A 21115-nucleotide genomic window follows, 5' to 3' on the forward strand; every position below is an offset into this window, starting at 1 on the left:
CTTGGCTTTGGCAAAACACACGAATTCCTTTACAATAAGTAAAAGATTTAAACATATTTAATAATAACGCATCTCTTAAAAAAAATGACAGGAGGATGATTTTATTGCAAAAACCCATCATCATCAAACTGGGGGGAAGTTTGGTTTACCAGGAAGACGGCCAAGCCCTCAAGCCACTCGGAAACATCCTGCAATGTTTTTCCGCAAAACACCCTTTGCTCATCGTACCCGGCGGAGGACCCTTTGCAGACAGTGTCCGCGACTATGGAGAACGATTAAACCTCAGTGAGCCGACCTGTCATTTTATGGCCTTGTTAGCCATGGATCAGTTTGCTTACCTCCTTCAGTCGTTTATTCCCGGCAGCAGATTAACTGACCTCGCCGCTCCAGTGTCTTTTCAGCAATCGAGCTTCCCCTCTAGCCCCCAGATCCTCCTGTGCTCCCGTTACATAAGCCTCGTACCACCGGAGGACCTACCCCGGTCATGGAGCGTCACCTCAGATTCCATCGCGGCCTATCTTGCCAAACGGCTGGATGCTGCGCTCCTCGTCTTGTTAAAGAGCGTTGATATTGATCCAGAGGTCAAAGAACCGGACGTCGACGCTTATTTTCATGAAGCTCTCTCGCCCAATCTTCCGGTTTGGTTTCTGAATGGTCTTTATCCGGAACGACTTGCTGAACTTTTAGAGACCGGTCACACGCAGGGCGTCTATCTGGGGCCAAAGACCCCTACTTCTTTTGGGAAAAAAGTGCCTTTAGTCCAGTCACCCGTTGAGAAGTAACCTCCCCCCGCAAGCGATCTCCTCCACACGCAGCCGAACGCACCCCAATAATATCCGGACCTAAGGTGAGCAAAGAACCTATTTCTTCAGGCTTTAAAGATCCGGCCAAACCGCAGAAAAGCTGGCGATCGTGACAGTTAGCGATAAATTCTGCGCTTTGTTGCCTGGATAAAAAATTCGGCAGAGACGTTCCGTTTTTCTCCCAGGTATCCACAAGACAGCCCTGAGCACCGCCATCTTGAGCGAAAGTAGTAAATTCCTCTAAAGTCCAAGACGCGGAAGGCAGGGTGTCCGCATAAGCCACGGCAACCACGGGTATCTCTTCCGGCTGAACATACGCCACCCCCAGCCTTATTTCCTGAAGGGTTGTAACGATCTCCGCGCGCGTTGCATCAGCGAGAAATGCTATTTTCAGGTAATCCGGTTGGAACTGGGCGGCTCCCATAGCGACCAAAGCCGCTGCACTGGGTTTTCCCGGAAATTCGCCTAGGGCTACACTAATTGGCTTTTTACCTTTGTATACTCGACATATGTCTGCAATAACCCCGGGACGTGGAGCACCCAAAGCTCCTTCTGCCGGATTCTTGATATCAAGGACATCCGTACCTCCCTCGAACGCAACCTTCGCCTCCGCCAGATTAACCACACTGACCAAGAGCAAAGGGGCCGATGCCAAAAAAGGAGAGTCTAAAAATATGCCCATAGGAACCCACTCCTTGTTATTTATTCACTCGTTTGCAAGTTCACCTTGCCCCGGCGGTTTTTCTTCCAAAGCCCGAGCCCATTTTCTAGAAATAAAACAAAAAGGATGGCTGCAATTAGGTCCGCTGTCGAGCCAGGATTCAGGTGATGCCCATCTTCTCTTAACCAGGCATCAAACTCTGCGGCCTGCGCCCGTCCGGCATCTGTCCGCCACCCTCCTTCTTCCCAAATCATTTGAGCCCTCGCTTGAACTGTCTCACTTAAGCTTAAACCCACTTTGCGGGCAATTAGTGTATCCGGGAATTGGCTCAAAAGGAAGAGGTGTGTATGGGCAGTCGCATGGGGTAAAGATAGACCGGCGTTCAGAGCCCGTTCCAAGGCCGGAAGCCCCACCTCTAAGACCGTATGAAACTGGTTCACATATTCTAGGGCAACCATGTCCCAGCCAGCAGCTAAACGCATGGCTTCCAATAATGTAATATCCGGGGAATTTTCCTGGTAAACATCCTGGCTTTCCGAGTGCCCCATGCCTGAAGGGGTAGCTAGGCGAATGGCTTCATAGACGCAGCGGGTATCTTCCGCCGTAAGCCCCGTGAGGACATTGGCTATCTCCTTCGCCCAGCCCTCACGCTGCGGCTCTTTTTTCTCCCCAGCGCCATTCTTTTCCTCGCAACTTTGTTCCATCAGGCTCCAGGCCATCGCCAAAGGAACCAGAAGTAAGACCATCCCTAAATTTGTATTCGTCGGAACCGCCTGGCGCGTTGCCTGGATCGCCGCTCGGATGGTTTGTCCAACCCCAAGCGCTTTAACCCGACCCAACGGCTCGGCAATAGCCACCGCACTCATCTGGAAATCTTCCAGGGAACAGTCCGCAAAATCATTCAAACGGTTTACATTCCCCACTTTAGGCGCATTGGCTTCTAAGATGCAGGCCGCTTGCGCAGCCCAAGCAATATCCCAACAAAAATCATCCTTTGGCATTCTTTCTCGCCTTCTAATCTTTATTAATCACCAATTGCACCTGACGAATGGCATACTCTGCCAGAACCCCGGCAATGTCGACATTAGTCACCGATTGCAGGCCAGTCCAGCCTGGAATCCCATTGGCTTCAATAATATAGGGTTGCCCGTGACTGATTAGTATATCTACACCAACGTAATCTGCTCCTAAAAGCTCTGCCGTTTTAAGGGCTAACTGGCTCAGGACGGGATCCGGTTCTACGTATTCCGCAATCGCACCGCAGGCGATATTAGTCTTCCAATTTTCTCCACGGCGACGCATCGCACTGATTACTTCCCCACCGACAACAAAGAGTCGGTAATCTTCATTATTATGCGGTAGAAATTCTTGTAAATAATATACATAGCGCCCCATCTCCAGGGCTCGAAAAACGCGGTAAGCCACCTCCGGATCCTCGACCATGACCATGCCTGTTCCGAGGGAGCCAAAAAGGGGTTTCACAACCACTGCCCCCATCTTCCTCACAGCTTCCATCCCCTGATCGAAGCTTTCGGTCACGACGGTTTTGGGTACCGGCAAGCCCGCATCGGCTAACAAAGCAGACGTATAGAACTTGTCAACTGTTTTTTCCAAGACTGCAGCCCGATTAATGACTTTTAAGCCGAGTTTTTCCAACCGATGCAGTACATCGACCCGGTAAATCACTTGTTCCAGGGATCCGCCAGGCAGCGAACGGACAAGCAAGGCATCCAGATCCCCGAGGTTTTTTCGAGACCCATCCGAGCCCGTGATGATGGTTGCGGGCTCCGGGATAAACGATGTCAGGCGCTGAGGGGAAACGAAGCTAACTTCTGCACCTCTGTTTTGCAGGGCTGTGGCTAAAGCTTGTATGTGAGGTCCTTTTGCTGTTCCCATGATCCCCATCCGCACTCTTTGACGCATATTTTTGTCCCCTCTTGCTTTAACTATCTTTGTCCTGCGCTTCAAGCCCAAAAGACGAGGTTAGCAGGTCTGAACGGACAGAACCGGCATGGAAGGAACGACCGCTTTGCAGATTACTCAACCACACTTCCGCCGGACTAAATAAGAGCGGATCGATGTCATAGAACGAGCCATACCGCTCGAACAGTTTCCCAAACAGTTCGCCGTAATCACGCGAGGCCAGTGACGGGATCTGCCCAATTAGAGAGGCCAGCTTCTCGTCGTCATCGCGCAGATGATAATGAACGGTAGCGCCATAAAGCACGGCATCGTTTGTTCGACCCAAAGCTTTGAGATCATCGGCAGCAACCGGCGGAATCGGGCAAATGCCCCATCCGCTTTCAATAGCTCCCAGGTCATACCCCAGCGCCATGAGCTTATGCAAACCGGTTTCCACCGCACGAGCCGCGATTTGGACCGAACCAACCGGCGACGCTGTAGGCGCGACTAAAATATAGAGATTAGACGGTTCGCACCCGCACTTCTCAACGATCATCTCCACAGCCGCTTCAGTAGGAAGTTTGCGGTTTTCTAAGCAAAGGATGGCAACCGGGGAGGGATCTTCATAGCCTAACTTGGCAAACAGCTCTTCTGTATGAGCCACAGCTCGCCCAGGCCCGGATCCCATAGCCGAAAACTTGTCTTTTTTAATAAACCAGCCGGCATATTGGGAGGCCAGGCAAGCACGGATGGGATGATCGGTTACTACTTCGACCGCAGGCCAGCGCAACCCGCCAAAATCTGCCCAGTGCATCTTCACCTGTGCGAGGCCCCCCAGGCATATCGAAGCGAAGGCGACCCCTGCTTCCCACCCCCCTGGAGCATTGATCCCGCAGTCAATCACCGTGGTCCCACTGACTAGGTGGACTGCCACCTGAAGCTGTTCACGGCGAGCGATGAGGTCTTGGACGATCGGAAGCGCTTGTTGATTGGGGCTAAGTTCAGGCACTGTTTTTAATGACAAAGACATATTAAAATTTCCCCCTTTCCCCCTTCATTAGCGTCACCACTGTAGCGGCGAAAGGACACGTCTTGAGATGAAGCTGGCAGCGAGAAGCCTTCCCGGATAAGTTGATTATACAATAAACTCCAAAAGGGAACCTTATAGGTACAATTGTAATAAAACGTGGGCAGAAGAACTTTCGGCTGAAAAAGAATCACGGTGCCGCGGTGCATTTTCGCACCGACCCGAATCCCTGGAGTTCCTTGAATGAGAATCGTGCCCGCCATCATGCCAAATCCCGGCACGTCTCCGCAATCTCCTTCGACCGCGATGAGCCCTCGGGCCATGCGCGCTCCAAGCATTTGCCCAGCATTACCCCCAATCAGAATCGTGCCACCTGTCATTCCTTTCGTTTTACCTCGATAAGCGGATCCGACAAAATGACCCACTGAACCTTTCACCCGAATGTGCCCGCCTTCCATATGGGCACCCAGCCAATCAGCGGCATTTTCCTGAATCACAAGGGTTCCTCCACGCATAAGCGCTCCGGCGTGGAAACCCACCGACCCCTGAATCACCATTTCCCCTGCGGCCATGCCTTGCCCAAGCCGCTTGAATTTGGAAAGGTCTCCCTGTAACACAAGCTTTGCCAAATTCTTTTGGCCTTTGTTAGACGAATTAAACACAGGATCAGCAACACCGTTCTTAGTCTCTTCGAGCGATGCAATCTCGACATCAAAGTAGTCGCCGACCCTTGCTTGGCGATTTCCACACCACAGGAGCATACTTTCGATCTCCTGAATTCCTTTTTCGGTGACATTCTCGGGGTTGATACTTTCTGCTTCCACCGGCACAGAGGGGATTTTTTTCAGAACCAGTGTCACTTGCGTTTTCATGCCTTACCCCCTATCCCTTTTAACTCTTAAATCAAGATCTCTTGGAGATGAAAATGATGTTTACCCAAACGTCCTCCGTAATTGCCTGCGGTAATCCTCTGGACGCCCGGCACTTGAGTCGCTGCGTTGATCCCCACCTGCATCGCCCGGCTCACAGCCTCGAAGGTAAGTCCATCGATGACAATCTCCAGCACGGCATTGACTCCATCGGGAAGCAGGCTATCAAGGCGTCCTCGAATCGTTGGACAATAGGCTGTATTCGTCGAGGCGGAAAGAAATTTGTAGTTTGACCCAACCTGACTCCCACTGCGGACCACACCGCCCGGGAAGGGAAGGATAACACCACGAATGGTACGCATCTCCTCTACCGCAGCTTCCGCGGCCAGAAGGGCTGCCTCCGCGCTTTCAGCCAAGATAAGGAAATTCCCGCCGCCAATCGCTTTGGCTACGGTGAACTCCTCTTGGACTAAAAATTCGCCATCCATAACTGGAATCCGCCAATAGCGCTGATTTCCAATAACTTTACTCGCTTGATAACTATCTCCAAAAAAACGCAGCTTTCCTCCGATATTGACTTTGTTCAAGGTATCCCCTTGCCCCTGAAATTCCGGTAATTCTCCGTCGAAGCAGGCTGAAGTCGGGGTGGTCATAATCGCCTGACCGATACGTTTGATAAGGTGTTTTTCCATGTCTTCTTTCGAGAAGGCAAAAAAGAGGCAATCCAAGCCGAACCGGCCATCCGGCGTACTCGCTGTAGGTCCCTCAATCCCAGCTTCGACCCCACATCCGATAACTGACGTCGCAAAGCCGGTGGCTGCCAAGGCGGCGTAGCGAGCCCATCGTTCGTTTACCGCAGTAACTGTCACTCTTGTGCCACGCATCGTAAACGCCTCGGCGAACGTTTCTTCGATTTCTACACCATTTAAATACATGGGATCACCTCCGGGCGCTCAACATACTCTTCTTCGACGGCGAAATTCGAGAGCGCAATCGAGTAGAATTTCGCAAAATCATCAGCCAGATCTGGAGGCAATTTCTGTGAGCCCTCAGGCTGGACAAATAGTGTCCGGCCCCTAACATTCTTGATCACCTGTCCCTCGCGAACGATAACCTCTCCATCTTTTAAGACATAGGCTGGGCGAGAAAACATCGCTTCCTTATCTTGTTGAAGCCGATAAATGGCCACGTCCGCATCAGCGTCAACCCCCAAGTGCCCTTTACGGTAAAGTCCCAGAGCTTTTGCCGGACCGGCACGGGTAATGATGGCGATTTCATCGAGCGTGTATTCTCGGTCTAATTCCGCCAAGCAAGTATAACGAACAGCTTTCGGGTTTAGTTCTGCCATCCGTGCCCTGCGATAGTCTGCATCCATAAGTAAGCGGATGATTTGTGGATAAGCTGTAAACGGTCCCGCATTGGGATGATCAGTCGTCAGGAAAATCTGCCACGGATTCTTGACCAACAGGAGAAGTTCTAAGCCAATGGACCATTGGATGGCATTTACCAGATTGCTCGGGCGATAGATTAAGGGAACGATGCCTGCCCCCGACTCCATCTCAACGTCTGCATTCGCCCACTTGTTGCCGGTTAACTGGTGAAGGTGGAATTGCATGGGAGAATCCGCAGTCATCGTGGTCACTGGACCGAAAACAATCTGCCCAGCGTCACACGTAAATTCAGGGTGTTGGTTTAGGTACTCCGCTATCTGGGGCGCTCCTGATGCAATGCCCCCTTTTTTTGTTGCGCCATACGAGTGAAACTGCATATGGGTCAAATGTACGCGGCGGCCTTCAAGCGTACGCATGGTTTCCAACGTCGTCTGCACATTTCCGGCTTCGCCGAGGTGATTGGAATGAAGGTGTATGGGGTGGGGCAGATGCAACTCCTCCACCACGTCAACCAATTCCAAGAGCATCCGTCGCGGCGTCACGCCAAACGGAGGAACGGGGGTATCGAGATTGACCGAACCCTGGCTCCATTTCCAGCTTTCGATGCCACCCGGGTTCACAATTTTCACAGCATATCCTTTGCTGCTCCGTAAAAGCCAAGCTACAAGATCCCTTAGTCGCTCTTTTCGTTTCTCAGACTCAGGTTCACCAAGGACTTTCATCATCATGTAGTTATTGCCCATGAGCGTAAAAAAACCCGCGTCAAGTAAGGGTGTATCTTGAAGTTCTTCGTGCGCATGACGGGCCAGCAAGGCCGGAACAGCCGCTTCGAAGACTGTCGTATAACCAAGCCTCGAGTATAACTGGCCCGTTAAAAATGTACTTGGAATTGTGTATCCCGTTCCCGAGCGCGTGGCGAGCGTCTTGGAATGAACATGATCATAGTGGTCTTCCGGACACATCATGCGTGCGGTATTTACCTTCGGGCCCGCTAAGTGGCTATGAATCTCGACGCCACCCGGCATCACGGCACATCCAGCGGCATCGATCACCTCAATATCGCCCTTGTGGTTTTGAGGAAAGTGAGGCTCTGCGATAATTTTACCGCCCTCAATGCAGATGTCTTTTAGCTCTCCTCTGACCCCGTTTGCTGGATCATAAACTTGCCCGTTGATAATCTTTAACATCCGTTATTCTCTCCTTTATGGATTTTACCACCTCTAGATCGGAAGGAAACGGGAAATCCACCAACTTCTTAACATGCAAAGCCACGCTATCCATCCGGTAAAACGTACCTGCAGCCCCTACCCCTGCAGGTGCTACAGGGATCACTACGTTGGCCCATGAGGTAGTCCAATTTTCATGGGGTTCCAAGACAATGATGGGAATATTTTTAAGATGCTCAACTGCAGCTTTAGGAAGATGAGCCCCAGGGTCTGTAGCAATGATTAGGGCGGCATCTACCTCCCGTCGAACCAACAGATCCATAACACTGAATTCTCCCGGATTGTAACGCGGATACCCACGGCTCAAATTCACAGCAAAGGGATACCCAGTTTGCCAGGTCAAAACCTGATTGCTGCCATTGACATTACCGTGACCACGCATTGGAATAGCATAGAAGCGAGTGAACTCATTCATTTCCCCGACCAGTGTATTAATTTGTTCCAAATTTAACTCTTTCCCCCGGCTCTGCGTAAGACCAATTCCAAACATGACAACCCCGTAATGGCACTCCTTCATTAAGGCAACCAATTCCCGCCACTTGGACAAAGGTACACCAGCGACGGTACTGGATTCACTAAGCCCCTCTAAAGGTAAACCTTTGATTAAGGCGCGTAAGACTGTGGCAATCTCAAAGTCTTGTCCAGGAGTGACCTGTAAAAATATATCGGCCTGTTTTGATGTTGCTGTCGGTCGTACATCAATCACGACCACTTTCCGACCTTTGCGGCCTTCCGGAACGAAAAGCCCTTTTGATAACGCAGAATAGCGGCTAAGATGGCGCATATGGGCTTCCATAGGATTGCAACCCCAGTAAATTAAGAGGTCTGCCCGATTCTTTACTTCGCCTAACGTACATGAAGCCAGTCCAACTGACTGGCGGGCAACAACGCCCGGACCGTGTCAGTAGGACGAAGGGTTATCCACGATTCCCCCGATCAGTTCGGTCAAGACGACAGCCTCACGCTGCGCTTCGGTTGTCGTACTACATAAACCGTAGACAAGCGGGGATTTGGCTTTTGATAATATCCGTGCCGCTTCATTCAATGCTCCATCCAGGGTAGCGGGTTGACCGTTGATACGGACCGAAGCCAAATCTGATTGGGCGTGCATAAGTTTGTTTCGACCAATTAGGCAAGCCCGTTTCACTTTTACAATTTTGTTGTTTGCCACTTCGACTTCAAGGTCGTCACAAAGACTCCCGCAGAAAGTACATACGACATCCTGATAGATACTCATTTACGTATCTCACCCCCTAGATTAGTCTGCTGAGAAAATTCAAGTTCTGGTTCTAACGTTACGAGTAATCCCTTAAAATCCGGAACTCCTGTTCCATGTGTTTCTCCACTGATTAATTGACTAGCTGTCGGGCCCAGCGGCAGAAAGAATAATCCGCGCGGCCCTTCCGTGGGCCGGCAGGTGACGATGACTTCACCATCAGGGCTTTTTAACCGAGCTCTTTGGCCCGGAGCCATTCCCAGGGCAGCGAAATCCTCGGGATTAATCGCCAGCGTCGAGGTTTCTTCGAGGTATTCCGGGGTTAATTTCCCGTTCTCCATCGTGGCACCTTGCCGGCCGGTTCGCACGGTAATTAGTAAACCGGAAATAATGCCCATGACGCACCCCTCCTTTAATCAATAGTTGTCCAAACTAACTTGCTGCTTATGCGGTTTAGCGGGCAGCGGATGACTTGATATCACCAAAAACCTGGCGGGCCCATTCTGACTTTACTTGCAAGCTTTGCCAACAAGCGGCATCACTCGCAGCGCCGCTTAAAACGGTACAGATGGGCTGGCCGCTCTCCAGCCTGGTTCCGGCGGGCGGAATATCGCGCACTCCCTGCTCGTATAGAGACTGGATATCCAAATCTGCCGTGACTTGGAAAGAGGATTGGGCATAGACGATACTTTTTCCCCAAAAACCTTGCCAGCCCTGCTTGTGAACTGGCTTACGGTTGTCTCCGCTGGGGGGGAACGAATTCTGTCCCTTTGCTTTACAAGCGGCAATATGAGGGGAAAACAAACGTTCTCCCCTCCACTTCTCAATCAGTTCCACTGAAGCTGACCAACGAGGATTCAATTCCAGAACCCAAATCCCGCTCGAGTTAACTATAAAATCCAGGGTGTTAACCCCTCTTAAGCCAAAAGCTGAGGCAAGGTGTTGACTGATGCGGATCAAATCCTCTTCAAAAGTCCTCAGCCCCGGTAGGAATGAGCTATCGAATGGCACAATATTTCCGGCATAGATAAAAGGCTGAGACCCCTGTATTCCAGTCAACTGACGGCTGGTCCCCAACACAACCGCCTGTCGTCCGTCCGCCAAGAAGGTGACTGAAGCCGGAATACCGGAAATATATTCCTGGACAATATACCGGGACGGATCCCCTAAGCCGGAGATCCGCGCCCGAGCATCCACCTTTTCCTGGGGCAATTCGACAATCCCGTGTCCCCCGCCCCTGTTCAGGGGTTTCAGAAGCCATTTTTTCCCTATCTCATCCGGGCTCCACTGTTCCACGCGATAAAATTCGGGCATCGCGATCCCAATTTCAGAAAGGGCCTGCCTGAGTTGCCACGGATCCCGCACCTGCTGTAATGCAGAAACCCCGTTCCCGCACAACAAGCCACGCTCCTCCCAGAAAGTTAATTCCTCGGGGTGGTTTTCCGGTCCGGAAACATAGACCAGTCCTTGACAAGTCAAGCCTCGGGCAACCTGCAGCAAATTTTTCACGGTCGGAGCCAAACCAAGGTCATTCACGATGCCCACGGTTTTTCCACACCGCCGGGTGTCTAAATCTCCAAAGAAATCAATCCCCCTGACCGGGTAGCCTGACTCCACAGCGGACTCCATCAGTGCTCTGATGCTTGCCCCGACAAGAAGGAACATTTTTAGGCCTCCATTTTCTTAGCCAAGGCATAAATAAGTGAAAAATCTAAAACCTGGTCATTGCGCTCAAACAAAGCCTGAACGGCAGCGCGGTGCACTTTCATTTTCAAGTTGCCGATCGCAATCGCACCGTACAGAATTTTCCCTTCCCGTTCCTTGCCATTGTCCGTAACTTTCATTCCTTCCACGCCTAACGGTTCTACCGCATTAATGTCCGCAATGATTTCCAGCGAACGGGCAGAAGCCCACGCCGCCTGCTCCAGCAGTTGCACACCCGCGGCACCGCAACTGGCCACAATGTTAATTCCTTGGGCTAAGATTTTTTCCACATCCTCAGGACTGGCTGCTTCTACAGGTTTTACTTTTACACCGTTATTTTCCTCCATGTGCTTGCAAACTTCCTGAGAACGCGCAAGTTGACGCGAAGAAAGGAATACCTCACATCCCTCCTGCGCCAGCAGCGTAGCCGCCCGGATCCCCACCGGACCCGTACCGGCCAGGATCAGAGCTTTCTTGCCCTTAAGATCCCGCCCCCGAGCAATTTTATGCACTAAAGCGGCCGCCGTCGTATTACAGCCATTGGCATCAAACATCACCGAGACCCGGAAATCCGCAAAAAACGTGTCAAGGACTTTTCTCATCAGCTTTTCCGCCGTCGGCACCTGGGTGCCGCCTATAAATACGGCCGTATTGCGCAATCCTTCTCCGCCCCGGGTAAAGATTGCCCCGTACACAAGATTCGCAACTTCCTCCAGCTGAACCCCTCCATAGGCCAACACCTGATCCGCTCCGGCATCGTAGGCCGTAATCTGATCAAAGACACTCGCTTTAGAATCTGATTCGAGATGAATTAAGATTTTTTTCATACTAAACCCTCCCTGTTAAATATATCTGGCGCCTAACTGCCGCCTATCCCTAACCCTTGGCTTCATCACAAGCTTGCTTTTCTTCCGTCCCCGGAAACTATCGGCACCTGAATTCCCTTACCGACCAAAAAGCTGCCTACTTTGTTAAATGCCTCCCGTTCCCGGTTTCCGCCCGTTTTCTGAACCAATTCCAACCACACGGGCCAAGGATCGATTATTTTCCCCATTGGCAGCCATTGCCAGCGGGTCGCTGCGATAGCCGCTTCCAAAACGGCCCCTTGAGCCCTGCAGAATCCGGCAAATCCTCCCCTTTGCTCACGATGCTCAATCTTTCCCTCTAGGAAAGCCGGTTCGGTGGATGGATCAAAACGGGTAACCGTAAATTCCCAGATTGTACTCGCATGCGCCATACTCGGTGGTCGAACTTTTTGGGAAGGCACAGATGGCGGGCAGCCAGAGTAAAGAGCTGTTTCCACAAAAACCAAAACATCGTCCGTGAAGTTGATAACGCCCTGTCCTGTCGCTTTCAGATTCTCGTAAGTTTGTGAACCTGGATAAAGGCGGAAAACGATCCGTTTGACTGGAGAGCGTTCGAGATCTGTATCGGAAATGTGCAAGCCCATCGGAGCAAAATTCACAATACCATCATGACTGATAGACGAAAGGATAGTTTCAAGAATCATAATAATTCACCTGCATCCGTTGCCTTTCCCTTCACTGATATAACCCCCAACGCAGCGGATCATCCTGCACATATTTTTTGCCTAAACGCAAAGCCATCTCCGCTTTCCCTAACTCTCGGCCAAGATAGAAGGCATGATTGGAATCTTGAATACTGAGCCGGGAAAAAAGTTCTTGCGCAGAAGTCCCCTGAAAGAAAATAAAAGCGTTAAAAATGTAAATAAAGCGGTCATCCACAAAAATACGATAATTTTTATCCTTAATCTCCGCCTGCATCTCCCTTAATTCTGCTGCCTCATACGAATTGCCAAAAGGATCTTTAATGGTTAATAAGCTATAATCCAGATGCTTGGGTATCCTTCCCTCCGTGATGGCACGATACATCAACTTTCGGGCCAGACTTGTTTCCCTAACTGCGCCCCGGGCCCGGTGGCTTACTTCCGTCGTAAGGATGTAATTCACGTTAAGCTCGGTGGCCATACCAACCATCAGAGCATTAATTCCCGTGCTGTCTGCATCAATGAGTTCTGTCACATTTCCCAAACCCATAAGCAAAGGGCATTCCGGAAAATCTCGTCTGAGCTTGCGGTACCGGCTGATGCCTTCGACCAAACCCATCGTCAAAGGAGGTAGAATAGGGTCGAGAATACAGGGCGTATTCCACTTGGTCAATGTCTCCAGGTTACGGTACAGAGAACTTAAGTCTTCCCCATCATCAGGAATTAGCACCACCGGACAATCCAGAATTTTAGCCAGCTCCAGATTGTTCGAGTTCAAGCTGAGCACTAAATCCACTCCGGCCCGATTCGCTGCCAGAATATCTTCTTCTTGGAGGCTGTCAATACTTACCTTAAAGCCTTCCGCTTTAAGGGTTCGGATAACATCCCGCAGATGGGGAAAGGGCTGATCGACATCCCCTCCGATATCGATGATCTCGGCTCCGCTCTCCCGGTAGTAGTAAGCTCTTTCTACAATTTGGGATAGGCTCATCCTAGGGGCATTGACAATTTCAGCGAGAATCTGGATAGGTGAAGTCATCTGATCTTGTTCGGGTTCCGGAGTGGAACGGTTCGGGTACTGCTCTCCTTTTAGAAAAGGAGGCAGATCCTTTAAATCAGCCGGGCCTCTCCGGACTTGGCAGCCCGTAGCTTGAACGATAGGTTCCAGGGAACCTTGACTCAAACCAGGAATTACGATAATTTCCTCTCCGCTTAAAAGAAGCTCCTCGCCAAGCTTGCGCGCGATGAAGTCCGTCGTCATCAGCGCTGCCACCGTGCATTTAAGGGCTTTGACCTCAAACAGCATCTCAAGATTTGTTTTTTCGATTAATTTTATAAGAGCCCGATAAGCAATAGTTCCGGTAATCAATAAATATTTCTCCATAGAAACAACACCTTTTTCCGGAAGAGATTAGACAGCTGTTAGGCGCAGGCAGAAGCCTTAGCTGCACATATGCTGTCTATAATATTTTCTGTTTAAACAAGAAAAGTATGCAAATGGGATTTTAATTGTTCCGGGTCGGCAACCAGTGTCACACCGGGCCAGCCCGCTAAACGGTTTATATTTTCTAGGTCGATCTTTCGTGCATGGACCATAACCTGATCTCCCCGCGGTGTTAACGAATTAATTTCCGGTTTGGAATCACAAGGCAGCAATATCGTCGGGATTTGACACTTACCGGCATGGGCAAATAGATTCGTAATTAAATTATCTGCTATTCCACTCGCCATCTTGGCAATAGAATTTGAAGTCACCGGGGCGATGACAACCAGCTTGTACTCTCCCGTATACAGTTTTGTAATCGGCCGGGAACCGGCGCTTGTATCTAAAAAGATACGATATTGGGACTGTTTTAGCTTTTCAAATAAGCCGTAGTCGGGGAGAACTTCTCTGGCTGCTTTGGAAAGAAATACATCGGCCTGTTTTATGGCGAGCAGAATATCGAAACACGAGGACAAAAAATGTCCGGCTCCTGTTATCCCCCAGGCTATCCTTGATTCAATCCTTTTCCCCTGTTCAGTCATCGTGCCCCTATACTCCTCTCCTGATTCCCCTAATCTAAAAATAACTCCGTTAGTACAACTAACGCCAACCCCAATCTGCGCCACGATTTACCGCCCGCGCCACCCACACTTGACCATGGTTATCCATAAAATTGCGAGTGCCTTCTACTAAGGCAGCTAAATTCTTCTGATCCGTAAACCCGTATACCGTTGGCCCCCAAGAGCTTTGGCCTACTCCGGCAGCCCCTTGAGATAACATGTAGTCCGCCACTAGAGCACCTTGGGCCGTAGCAAACCGTCCCCCTTGCACCGGGGTAAAATAGTCGCCTAAATACTCCTGAATTTCAGTCACAGCCTGCCCAAAGTGTTCCAAGTCCTTTTCTATTAATGCGGGCAGCAACTTCAGAAGAAGAAGCCGGCTAATTTTACCGGATATATGCTCCTCCATCGGCAACATACCCTTAAAGACCTTTTCTTCCTTACTACCAAACATTTTCTCTTCCTTATTAGGAATAGCTATAATGACAGCCCATTCCTCAGGAAATGGGAGGCGGGTGAGCAGCGGAGGAACGTGAAATTTTGTCTCCGTTAAATTCATTTTGTCCCTGGCCGTGGTCGGTTTTCCCCCGTCAACCAGAAACCCTCCCTGTTCAAATCCCGCTACCCCGATTCCGGAGCGGCTTCCCTCCCGGTCTGTCACCCCTGCCAGTTCCAGCAGGGACGGCTGCAACCCGTATAGACGGGTAAGAGCAAAACCCAGTGCCAAAGCGAGCTGAGTCCCGGAACCCAAACCACTGTGACTTGGCAGGGACTGAATGATGTTGATTTTAGCGCCAGGTAAGGAATAATGTTCGAGATACTGTTGAGCAATGAGCCTAACCCTGCTTCTCTCAGAATCCGGACTGTCAATGCAAAGTCCGTTTTTCTTCTCCGCTGTTAACTCCAACTGGGGTTGATCAATAGCTAAGCCCAAACCTCCATAAAGACGACCCAACGAGCCATTTAAGTCCAATTGTCCGAGGTGTAAACGGGCGCCTGTTTTCACCCAGAATTTCGGCATACATTCATCACCTTTCCCTGGCAAAGTAGGAAACTGTTGTTGCGGTTAACTGTATTTTTCTACCGATAGCCTTCTTTCTTAAAAGGCAAGCCCCAAAGACGGAGCCTGCCTTCTAAGAAACCATTTTTCAAATTTAGCCAATTTTCCCTCAATCTTCCTTCACTACACCATCATAAAGCCAGACCGCCAAGATCGCACCGATAATGGGAGCTACAAGATAAATCCAGTAAACTGACCAACCGTTGGGACCACCCACCAAGCTATCAACAAAAACCGGTCCAAAAGTACGAGCAGGGTTTATTCCTTGTCCGGAAATGTTTCCCATCGTGGTAATCAAGCCCGCAACAATAAGTCCGATGATCAAACCAGCCCAACCCTGAGGGGCTCTTTTATCGACCGCAATCCCCATAATGGTTAACATCAGAATAAACGTTCCGACCAGTTCTGCAATGAAGACGCCGGTAAGGCTCATTCCCGGAAAAGGCCCGGGAGCACCCAAACCGCCGACTGTTGCCCCTTTGCTGCCGAGCATAGCCAATATTGTGACCGCACCGAGAGAAGCACCAACAAATTGAGCCACCAGATAGGGAATCAGTTCTCCAGTAGGAAACCGTTTACTAATCCAGAGAGCAATTGTAACCGCCGGATTCATGTGAGCTCCCGATACCGGTCCGAAGATGTAAATGGCGGCCGCGATTACAATTCCAAAAGCCAAACCGATGGCTAACCAATCTCCCAGACCCCCTAAAGCACCAATACCGATATTAAAAGTGGAAGCTTTTTTTTCCCCTTCAGCCAACATCAGGGTCACTGCCGCAGATCCTGCACCAACCGTAACAAGCATCCAAGTTCCAATTAATTCAGAAATGAATTTCTTAGTCAATGAAGCCATTCTAACCACCCCTTTTTTGATTATGATCAATAGGGCTACGAATATTCAGGGACGAGAGGAGGCAGCTTTGGCGCCGCCTCCAACTCTCCTTACCATTTACTCTGAGCATTCGGTTTTGCTGTTAAACAGCACTGTTCCAGTTACAGTAGTTACACCGCTGTACTAAACTGACTACAGCGCAGTCTTTGCAAACTCTTGCAGGTGAACCCGCTTTTGTCGGATCTAAGGCGATAATGTTGGTCATTAACGTTGCTGTCACTGGTTCGCTAGTCAGAAGACAAGGGAAATCTGCCAGACGCATCAGCGAGGAGAAATGTACCGTTATTCCGCACGCAGGGTAAGTATAGCGCTGAGGATTGGCAACCACCTCATTGGCATCAACAGCACTTAGTTGAACCTGAACTCCTTTTACTTTTCCAGTTTTCAAGATTTTACTACCACGGTTAATCATGTCCATAAAGTCTACATTGTGAAGTTCAGCCGCAGGCCCGCGATCTGGAAATTTTTGGACAAAGTTTGTGTAACGTTTAGCAAGAAGATCAACAACCATCGGTACGGTGAAAGCGTCTTTTTCAAGGATGTAAGTTGTGGCAGCAGCCGTTGATCCTGTTGCAACGCTCAAAATATCATAAGGACTCTTGTAGCCTTGATCTAAGCCTAACTTTAAGGTTTGCTCCATGACATCTGTTGTCGCTTCAATAATAGCCATAGTCATGTCATCTTTGCACATGTTAAACATGGATTGCGAAATGTGATGGGCTACATCGCCTACGCAATACGCCGGTACGGTGACAATGTTACCGTAATGTACTCCCGCCTTAACCGCGGCTGCAACCGCCGGGCGCATTCTTTCTTTATAGATTTCCATATATTTCTTGACGTCAAATGAGGAATGTCCAAAATCTGTCATTAACTTTGTTTGGGCTTCAATCGGGCGATCATAAACTAGTTGCAGCATGGCAATTTCTTCTTCGACTGCCTTTGCTGTCGTCGATCCGGCATTGATCGCAGCTGCGAAAGCCGCACCAATTCCATAAGAGGTATTCATTCCCCAGGATTTTGAAGATAAAATGGCTTGCTTATATTTTGTCTCCATATTCATGCCGGTTAAAATAGTGTTCACAACGTTACTGGTTGATCCTGGAACGAAAGCAAAATCTACCACGCATGTAGGACCGTAGAAACCACCATAGCGTCGTAAAGACTCCTTGCCAATCAAAGCCTCATTTGACGCAATCGCCTCGATGAACTGTTCTACTGCACCCCTGAACGCCGGATCCACTTCGTAAAGGATTTCGAGGATAGGTGGAGTTTGGTAATGCTCGACGAAGGGATCGTCTTCAGGACGAACCGTATCTGTGAGTTGTAACAATGTTTCATAATGGGCATTCACAGAATCAACATGAAGACGAATCACTTCAGGACTTTGTCCTTCTCCAACGGTCATCGCGTTGACGGCGTCGACATACGGTTTGGCGTCAGTAATTTTAAACGCTCCACCTCTTTTTGCCTTAATCACGCTCAAATCTGCTTTTTGAGCTGCTAAGGCTTCCGTGATCATTTTGGTATACAGTCCTTTTGACATGAACTTAAAACCCCCCATTTTTTTATTTGGGTACCCTTGTATTGTACCCATATACCTATATAGCAACTAACATGCCAAGCCCTCAATTTGCCTTTAGAATATTATAATTCATCTTAATTATCGCAATTTAGTATAAAATACGTTTTTAATTAACGGATCTGTGCTTGTACGAGTATTAGAGCACATAAAACATTGCTCAAAATTGATACATTGTTCAAAATTGGAACGTTACATTGTTTTAACAGACAAATCAAAAAAGAGCTCTTCGATCGACTTCGAAAGAGCCCTTTTTGACTAAAAGGTCAGTATTTTTAACTACCAAATTTTGTCCATTGCCCTGACACCCATTTAAGCGTTTGGGATGGAAATATGGTACTTTCTTAGTTTTCGGTAAAGTGTATTACGGGCGATGCCTAACGCTGAAGCGCAATGGGTAATATTCCAGCCTGCCATGTCCAGGGCCTCAATGATTAGCGTCTTCTCCAGTTCCCCCATGGAGGAGACATTGCTTTTGGCTTGCGCAGGTGGTTCGCTTAAGCCTTGTAATGACTCCGGTAAATGTTCGGTCGTAATGATTCGTCCCTTTGCTAAGTTCACAGCACGTTCAATGGCATTAGAAAGTTCGCGCACATTTCCCGGCCAGAAATAGTTCTCTAACGCTTGAGCAGTTTTTCTGTCAAGCTCACTTAGTGGTAAGTGGAGCAGCTGCGAAAATTTATGAATATAATAATCTACCAACAGTAGGATGTCTCCTTTTCGGTGACGTAAAGGAGGCACCGAAATATTAATAACGTTTAGGCGGTAGTACAGATCTTCCCGAAAATTACCCCTCCGAACTTCTTCCTTCAGATCCCTATTGGTTGCCGCAATCACTCTAATGGTAACCGCAATAGGCTTAAATCCCCCAATACGAACAACTTGTTTCTCTTGAAGTACTCGCAATAAAGATACTTGCGTCTCTAATGGCATGTCCCCGACTTCATCCAAAAAAATCGTGCCTCCGTTGGCCAACTCAAATTTACCTGGCCGGCCCCCGCGCTTTGCCCCGGTAAATGCACCTTCTTCATATCCGAAAAGTTCACTCTCCATAAGCTCCCGCGGGATGGCTGCACAGTTAATGGCAACAAATGGACCACGACTGACCGGGCTGGCATTGTGTAAAGCTTGGGCAAACATTTCTTTACCCGTGCCGCTTTCGCCCTGTAAGTAGATTGAGGACATGCTATCTGCAACAGCCTTAGCCACTTGGATACTTTTTAGCAGTGACGCGCTTTGTCCAATAATGTCTTCGAACGTAAAATGTGCTCTTGCCCCAACTATTCTATTAACTAAGCGGTGTACATTTTTTATTTCCCGAAGGATTGCCACACCACCACAGACTTCTAGGTTTTTGTCAATAATAGGTTGCCCTGAAAACAAAAAGCGCACCTGCCCGTACCCTGTGTCGAGGGAAATCTCGCGGTCAATAATCGTACGCCCTTCATTAAGCATTACAGTCGAAATATATGAGTTTTTTAGAAGATCGCCAATCAATTGACCTTTGTAGCTCTCAGAGTTAATATGCAAAATTTTATACGCAACCGGATTCAACCTGGTAATCCTTCCTGCTTCATCAAAAGAGATAAGCCCCTCTGACATAGACTGCAAGATAGCATTAACATTATTATAAGCGCGAACGATTTCCGCATTCGCAGACTCCAAGCGCAGTAAATTCTCGATTGCTTCGGCTGCTGCGACGACCATCCCTAATGTATGAGCGTGAGCATGATGATAATCTCCAGAAACATCTAGAATTCCTATCATTTCGCCGTTTTCTCCCCTGATAGGCGCCCCCGAACAAGTAATCCCATGGTTCATTCGGGAAAAATGCTCTGTCGCAAAAACTTGAAGTGGTTTTTCCTCAATTTTTACTAGGCCCATAGCATTCGTTCCTTTGTTCTCTTCGTCCCAGAATTCACCAATTTGAAAATTACTGTTTTGATCTAAGATATATTGGTCCCCTAAAAGCTCAAGTATACAGGCCTCATGGTCAAGTAAAATAACAACGAAGCCCGAGCCTTTTACCAACTGATAGAGTCTCTCCAAAAAAGGTTTAGCCACTTCAATAAGCTTTCGATTATATTTTCTCCGAATCTCTATCCCGTGTTCGGAAATTCGTGCGGTTTGAACCATTTCCGGGTTTAAATTTCTCGCCAGGCAACGTTGCCAAGACAACTTGATTATAGGATTTACCTGGGCTATCGTACTATTAGTAATCCCCTTTATAACAAAATCTTCCCAAGCATGGTATAAATGTTGAATATATCGTCACCTCACCTTACGACCCAATATAAGTATTTTCATGAGGGGCCACAACGGCATCTGAATCGGTCTTAAAATCTGAGTTCAACGGGACAAGGTGTGATTAACTTTACTCAGGATGTATCTGTTCTTGTTGCAGACAGCTCTGTAATCTAAATGTTTGCCCCATGTAGCGTCTTATAAGTTCGCCCCTCAAGCTTTGCCAATGCGCAGACCAGATGAAAATTCACGGTAATTTGCATGGGTGAAGCTAAGTTTCATTCTGTTTAAAGAAGGCTCCTCTATCAGTTTTTGGACCAGCAAACTTACCAGATATAACAACAAAAAAGACCGTCGTATTAATACTGCGTGCACTATCCCCCTTGGACAAGTACCGCTACGGTCGACAAAGAATTTGTTAAATTGTATTTCTTTGATCTTTTCCTTTGAATACTAAAATATCATATTATATTTTAATATATATAATTTTTTGATTTATGTCAACTATTTTCCGGAAAATTTCTACCATAGCTTTTGTCTCCTCAGCATGCAAGTTTTAATAAGCATCAGACAAATAGTTAATTTAGTAGATAACAAACGGCTTATGTTGTTATTGGCACAATCGAATTTAGAACTTGAGGTTAGTAAAAAAGCTCTAGAAGATAAGCAGGCTTTATTACTTACAGGGAAACATTTCCATATTAACCACATTATACTACAGTAGGAGCCCTTGGGTGTAGTTCAAATGTTGCACCGGTGCACCATTTGAGCTCTCTCCCCCGTCGGGGGAGGAGAGGATAGGCCCGTACTCCCGGAAGGTTTTCATCAGTCTGCTGGCTGTGCTTCGGGAGTAACTCACTGATTCAGTCAGCCATTTGAGCCACTCCCCATGGGGTACCAGCTCTTTGGCTTCCGTCAGACAACCTCCGATCTCAACGGCGTTGCTAAGCAGCATTTTGCCGCTTTCTTCCTTGATAAAGTTAATCTC

The 21115-nt window shown here is 48.6% G+C and carries 19 protein-coding genes and 2 pseudogenes; 1 reads left to right on the plus strand and 20 read right to left on the minus strand.

Features of this window, described 5'->3' with window-relative positions; genetic code table 11:
* The first annotated feature begins 104 nt into the window (after window positions 1-104).
* Window positions 105-782 carry a hypothetical protein gene (locus JL57_RS17985; RefSeq protein WP_291299649.1) on the plus strand — a complete coding sequence of 226 codons (678 nt, stop codon included), beginning with the start codon at window positions 105-107 and terminating at the stop codon, window positions 780-782.
* Here the strand turns inward: JL57_RS17985 and JL57_RS17990 are convergent.
* From JL57_RS17990 to JL57_RS18080, 20 genes and pseudogenes are all read right to left on the minus strand, one after another.
* Window positions 730-1485 carry a (5-formylfuran-3-yl)methyl phosphate synthase gene (locus JL57_RS17990; protein WP_045691474.1) on the minus strand — a complete coding sequence of 252 codons (756 nt, stop codon included), beginning with the start codon at window positions 1483-1485 and terminating at the stop codon, window positions 730-732. The two genes, JL57_RS17985 and JL57_RS17990, sit on opposite strands and share 53 nt — an antisense overlap.
* 20 nt (window positions 1486-1505) lie before the next feature.
* Complete coding sequence (locus JL57_RS17995; RefSeq protein WP_045691473.1) at window positions 1506-2465, minus strand: triphosphoribosyl-dephospho-CoA synthase; 960 nt, start codon at window positions 2463-2465, stop codon at window positions 1506-1508.
* Window positions 2466-2478: 13 nt separating this feature from the next.
* The gene (locus JL57_RS18000) at window positions 2479-3387 is read right to left on the minus strand and encodes a RimK family alpha-L-glutamate ligase (RefSeq protein ID WP_291299650.1); all 909 of its coding nucleotides are present in this window, start codon (window positions 3385-3387) and stop codon (window positions 2479-2481) included.
* 19 nt (window positions 3388-3406) lie between these two features.
* Entirely contained in the window at window positions 3407-4396 is a 990-nt protein-coding gene (mch, locus tag JL57_RS18005; protein WP_034140680.1) for a methenyltetrahydromethanopterin cyclohydrolase, read from the minus strand.
* Window positions 4381-5265 (minus strand): formylmethanofuran dehydrogenase subunit C, encoded by an 885-nt coding sequence (locus JL57_RS18010; protein ID WP_045691472.1) that lies wholly within the window; start codon window positions 5263-5265, stop codon window positions 4381-4383. The genes mch and JL57_RS18010 overlap by 16 nt, the downstream gene beginning before the upstream one ends.
* 26 nt (window positions 5266-5291) lie before the next feature.
* Window positions 5292-6197, minus strand: a complete 906-nt coding sequence (gene fhcD, locus JL57_RS18015) for a formylmethanofuran--tetrahydromethanopterin N-formyltransferase (RefSeq protein ID WP_034140681.1) — start codon at window positions 6195-6197, stop codon at window positions 5292-5294.
* On the minus strand, window positions 6188-7840 hold the full coding sequence (locus tag JL57_RS18020) for a formylmethanofuran dehydrogenase subunit A (protein WP_034140682.1): 1653 nt from the start codon (window positions 7838-7840) through the stop codon (window positions 6188-6190). The genes fhcD and JL57_RS18020 overlap by 10 nt, the downstream gene beginning before the upstream one ends.
* A pseudogene (locus JL57_RS18025) lies at window positions 7809-8768 on the minus strand (formylmethanofuran dehydrogenase subunit B); the annotation flags it as partial. The pseudogene JL57_RS18025 and the gene JL57_RS18020, both read right to left, overlap by 32 nt.
* Before the next feature lie 12 nt (window positions 8769-8780).
* A complete protein-coding gene (locus JL57_RS34760) occupies window positions 8781-9116 on the minus strand; it encodes a hypothetical protein (protein ID WP_291299651.1) in 336 nt (111 codons plus the stop codon).
* Window positions 9113-9493: a molybdopterin dinucleotide binding domain-containing protein gene (locus tag JL57_RS18030; RefSeq protein ID WP_291299652.1), complete on the minus strand. Its 381-nt coding sequence runs from the start codon at window positions 9491-9493 to the stop codon at window positions 9113-9115. The genes JL57_RS34760 and JL57_RS18030 overlap by 4 nt, the downstream gene beginning before the upstream one ends.
* 55 nt (window positions 9494-9548) lie before the next feature.
* A complete protein-coding gene (locus JL57_RS18035) occupies window positions 9549-10760 on the minus strand; it encodes an ATP-grasp domain-containing protein (RefSeq protein WP_034140683.1) in 1212 nt (403 codons plus the stop codon).
* 2 nt (window positions 10761-10762) lie between these two features.
* A complete protein-coding gene (locus JL57_RS18040) occupies window positions 10763-11626 on the minus strand; it encodes an NADP-dependent methylenetetrahydromethanopterin/methylenetetrahydrofolate dehydrogenase (protein WP_034140684.1) in 864 nt (287 codons plus the stop codon).
* 65 nt (window positions 11627-11691) lie between these two features.
* Window positions 11692-12309, minus strand: coding sequence for a DUF447 domain-containing protein (locus tag JL57_RS34765; RefSeq protein ID WP_291299653.1), 618 nt, complete (start codon window positions 12307-12309; stop codon window positions 11692-11694).
* A 31-nt stretch (window positions 12310-12340) separates the two neighbouring features.
* Window positions 12341-13690 (minus strand): DUF6513 domain-containing protein, encoded by a 1350-nt coding sequence (locus JL57_RS18050; protein ID WP_034140685.1) that lies wholly within the window; start codon window positions 13688-13690, stop codon window positions 12341-12343.
* Window positions 13691-13782: 92 nt separating this feature from the next.
* Window positions 13783-14415: a flavoprotein gene (locus JL57_RS18055; RefSeq protein WP_291299654.1), complete on the minus strand. Its 633-nt coding sequence runs from the start codon at window positions 14413-14415 to the stop codon at window positions 13783-13785.
* Window positions 14390-15370, minus strand: a complete 981-nt coding sequence (locus JL57_RS18060; RefSeq protein WP_034140687.1) for a beta-ribofuranosylaminobenzene 5'-phosphate synthase family protein — start codon at window positions 15368-15370, stop codon at window positions 14390-14392. Before JL57_RS18060 ends, JL57_RS18055 begins: the two co-directional genes overlap by 26 nt.
* 148 nt (window positions 15371-15518) lie before the next feature.
* Window positions 15519-16262 (minus strand): MIP/aquaporin family protein, encoded by a 744-nt coding sequence (locus JL57_RS18065; protein WP_034140688.1) that lies wholly within the window; start codon window positions 16260-16262, stop codon window positions 15519-15521.
* Window positions 16263-16383: 121 nt separating this feature from the next.
* A complete protein-coding gene (locus tag JL57_RS18070; RefSeq protein WP_291299655.1) occupies window positions 16384-17847 on the minus strand; it encodes a DUF2193 domain-containing protein in 1464 nt (487 codons plus the stop codon).
* Between the two features lie 348 nt (window positions 17848-18195).
* Window positions 18196-20061, minus strand: coding sequence for a sigma-54-dependent Fis family transcriptional regulator (locus JL57_RS18075; RefSeq protein WP_291299656.1), 1866 nt, complete (start codon window positions 20059-20061; stop codon window positions 18196-18198).
* A gap of 784 nt (window positions 20062-20845) precedes the next feature.
* Window positions 20846-21115, minus strand: a pseudogene (locus JL57_RS18080) (DUF3102 domain-containing protein); the annotation flags it as partial.

The organism is Desulfosporosinus sp. BICA1-9 (assembly GCF_000802135.1).